This window comes from Streptomyces sp. NPDC059853 (genome assembly GCF_042731495.1).
Lineage (GTDB): Bacteria > Actinomycetota > Actinomycetes > Streptomycetales > Streptomycetaceae > Streptomyces.
Genome location: NZ_JBHWJL010000417.1, coordinates 1 through 3,377 on the forward strand (window position 1 = coordinate 1; position 3,377 = coordinate 3,377).

A 3,377-nucleotide genomic window follows, 5' to 3' on the forward strand; every position below is an offset into this window, starting at 1 on the left:
GCGGGTGACGGTTCTGGCCGGCAGAGGGGGTGGTAAATCTTGTGTGGGACAGACACCTTTATTGGGTGTCTCGCCCTCTGCCGGACGTTCCCCTGGCCGGCGCCACCATCGCGCCGGACATGAAAAAGTGCCCCCGGCAGGACTCGAACCTGCGCACACGGCTCCGGAGGCCGATGCTCTATCCGCTGAGCTACGGGGGCTTGGCGGCTGTCTTGCGACACCGAGAACATTACCAGCTCCCGGGAGCGGTCCCGTACCGGGTTGCGCGCCGGGGGAGTTTGGGAAACGGCCGGACGGGGGCGGGGGCACGCGCTTACCCTGGCACCGTGCCAGGCGCTTCCGGCCGGGTCCTCGTCGTCGACGACAGCCAGGTCATCCGGCAGCTCATCAGGGTCAACCTCGAACTCGACGGCTTCGAGGTCATGACCGCGTCCGACGGCGCCGCGTGCCTGGAGGCCGTGCACCGCTTCCGGCCGCACGTGATCACCCTCGACGTCGCCATGCCCCGGCTCGACGGCCTCGGCACCGTCAACCGGCTGCGGGTCGACCCCCGCACCGGGCACATCCCGCTCGTGCTCGTCAGCGCCAGCGCCGGCGCCGCCCCGGGCGCGGGCCCGCCCGCCGGGGTGGACGCCGTCCTCGCCAAGCCCTTCGAGCCCACCGCCCTGGTGCGCGAGGTCCGCCGGCTCCGGGACGAGGGGCGGGGGCCCGCCGTGCCCGCCTTCTCTCGTACCCTGGCCAGGTGACCCCCGACCAGCTCTCGCAGGCCCTGCTGCACTGCGTGCGCCGGGCCGCCGGGAGCGGACGGCTGCCCGGTACGGCCGTGCCCGGCCGCGTCGTGCTGCGCCGCGCCCCGCACGGGGCCCCCGGGTGGTCCACCGCCGTCGCCCACCAGCTCGCCGGGCCCGCCGGCCGCACGCCGGATGAGGTCGCCCACCTGCTGCGCGACACGCTGCGCGAGGAGACCGGGATCACGGACACCGAGGTACGCGACGGGTTCCTCACCGTCCGCCTCGACGGGGACGCGGACACCGCGCTGCTCGCCGAACTGCTCGCCCGCCCCGCCGCCCCGCCGCTCCCCGCCGACACCCGGCGCGACATCGCCCGCTGGAGCGAGGCCACCGGCGGCGACCCCGCCCGGCTGCTCCCGCAGCGCACCGGCAACCCGCTCTTCCGGGTCCGGTACGCCCACGCCCGCTGCCGGCACGCACTGCGCTGGGCCGGGCACTTCGGCCTCACCCCCCGGCCCGCCCCCGCCGCCCACCCCGCCGAGCGCGCGCTGCTCGGCGCCCTGGGCCAGTGGTCCGTCGCCGGGAACAGCCCGCAGCGTCTGGTCGAGGTGGCCGGCGCCTGGCTGACGGCCGAGGCCGCCCGGTCCACCCTGCCCGTCGGCGACGAGAAACCCGGGACCGCCCACCGCGCGCGACTGGCCCTCGCCCAGGCCACCGCGACGGTGCTGGCCGGCGGTCTGACCCGGCTGGGCGTCAGCGCCCCCCAGCATCTCTAGCTCTCCCGCACCACCAGAGGACCCCATGAGCCGTTCCGCCCACCCCGCCGGGCCCCGCCACGCCGACGTGCTGCCCGAGGGCCACTACAGCGCCCCGCCCACCGACCTCAACGCCCTCGACCCCAAGGTCTGGGCCCGCACCGTCGAACGCCGCGCCGACGGCGTCCTCACCGTCGGCGGCGTCGGCGCCGACCGGCTCGCCGCCACCCACGGCACCCCCGCCTACATCCTCGACGAGAGCGACTTCCGCGCCCGCTGCCGCGCCTGGCGGCAGGCGTTCGGCGACGACGCCGACGTGTTCTACGCCGGCAAGGCCTTCCTCTCCCGCGCCGTCGTGCGCTGGCTGCGCGAGGAAGGTCTCAACCTCGACGTCTGCTCCGGCGGCGAACTGGCCACCGCCCTCGCCGCCGGCATGCCCGCCGCAGCCATCGCCTTCCACGGCAACAACAAGTCGGCGGCCGAGATCCGCCGCGCCGTCGAGGCCGGGGTGGGGCGCATCGTCGTCGACTCCTACGAGGAGATCGACCGCGTCGCCGCCGCCGCCCGCGACCTGGGCGTACGGCAGCCGGTGCTGGTCCGGGTGACGGTCGGCGTCGAGGCGCACACCCACGAGTTCATCGCCACCGCCCACGAGGACCAGAAGTTCGGCCTCGCGCTGGCCGGCGGCACCGCGCTGGAAGGGATCCGCCGCGTGCTGGCCGCCGGGGACGGTCTGGAACTCCTCGGCGTCCACTCGCACATCGGCTCGCAGATCTTCGACCTCGCCGGGTTCGAGGTCTCCGCCCGCCGCGTCGTGCAGCTGATGGGCTCGGTCCGCGACGAGTTCGGGGTGACCCTGCCCGAGATCGACCTCGGCGGCGGCCTCGGCATCGCGTACACCACCGCCGACGACCCGCTGGAGCCCGCCGACATCGCCAAGACGCTGCGCGACATCGTCGAGCGCGAGTGCGCCGCCGCCGGGCTGGCCGCGCCCCGGCTGTCCGTCGAGCCGGGCCGGGCCATCATCGGCCCCTCCGCGTTCACCCTCTACGAGGTCGGCACCGTCAAGCCGCTGGAGGGCCTGCGCACCTACGTCAGCGTCGACGGCGGGATGTCGGACAACATCCGCACCGCCCTGTACGACGCCGAGTACTCGGTGGCGCTGGTCTCCCGGGCCTCCGACGCGCTGCCCATGCTGGTGCGGGTGGTCGGCAAGCACTGCGAGAGCGGCGACATCGTGGTCCGCGACGCCTACCTGCCCGCCGACCTGGCCCCCGGCGACCTGATCGCGGTGGCCGCCACCGGCGCCTACTGCCGTTCGATGGCCAGCAACTACAACCACGTGCCGCGCCCGCCCGTCGTCGCCGTCACCGACGGCGAGGACCGGGTGATCGTGCGGCGCGAGACCGAAGAGGATCTGCTGCGGCTCGACGTCGGCTGAGCCGCCGCCGAGTCCGCATACTGAACGCGGGCGGGGGCACGCCCCCCGCCTGCACCACACTGGAAGCCGCATACGGACATGGAAAGGCGAGGTCGAATCGTGCGTACTCGTCCGCTGAAGGTGGCACTGCTGGGCTGCGGCGTGGTCGGCTCCCAGGTGGTGCGCCTGATGACGACGCACGCCGAGGACCTCGCCGCCCGGATCGGCGCCCCGCTCGAACTGGCCGGGGTGGCCGTACGCCGCCCGGACCGGGTCCGGGCCGGCATCGATCCCGCGCTGATCACCACGGACGCCGAAGGGCTCGTCAGCCGCGGTGACATCGACGTCGTCGTCGAGGTGATCGGCGGCGTCGAGCCGGCCCGCTCGCTCATCGGCCGCGCCTTCGAGCACGGCGCCGGGGTGGTCACCGCCAACAAGGCGCTGCTCGCCCAGGACGGCCCCGCCCTGCAC

At 74.8% G+C, this 3,377-nt stretch carries 3 protein-coding genes, 1 tRNA gene and 1 pseudogene; 4 read left to right on the plus strand and 1 reads right to left on the minus strand.

Annotated features, from left to right (window positions below):
- Positions 1-128: 128 nt before the first annotated feature.
- Positions 129-200: transfer RNA gene (locus tag ACFV5N_RS26010), tRNA-Arg, on the minus strand.
- A 126-nt stretch (positions 201-326) separates the two neighbouring features.
- Here ACFV5N_RS26010 and ACFV5N_RS26015 point away from each other — a divergent pair.
- The 4 genes and pseudogenes from ACFV5N_RS26015 to ACFV5N_RS26030 all read left to right on the plus strand — a co-directional run.
- Positions 327-746: a response regulator gene (locus tag ACFV5N_RS26015; RefSeq protein WP_385604446.1), complete on the plus strand. Its 420-nt coding sequence runs from the start codon at positions 327-329 to the stop codon at positions 744-746.
- Positions 743-1,507, plus strand: a complete 765-nt coding sequence (locus tag ACFV5N_RS26020; protein ID WP_385604449.1) for a DALR anticodon-binding domain-containing protein — start codon at positions 743-745, stop codon at positions 1,505-1,507. The genes ACFV5N_RS26015 and ACFV5N_RS26020 overlap by 4 nt, the downstream gene beginning before the upstream one ends.
- A gap of 25 nt (positions 1,508-1,532) precedes the next feature.
- Positions 1,533-2,927 (plus strand): diaminopimelate decarboxylase, encoded by a 1,395-nt coding sequence (gene lysA, locus ACFV5N_RS26025; protein WP_385604452.1) that lies wholly within the window; start codon positions 1,533-1,535, stop codon positions 2,925-2,927.
- A 96-nt stretch (positions 2,928-3,023) separates the two neighbouring features.
- A pseudogene (locus ACFV5N_RS26030) lies at positions 3,024-3,377 on the plus strand (homoserine dehydrogenase); the annotation flags it as partial.

Coding starts and splice junctions, on each gene's coding strand:
- lysA (WP_385604452.1), top strand. CDS start 1,533: ATGAGCCGTTCCGCCCACCCCGCCGGGCCCCGCCACGCCGACGTGCTG.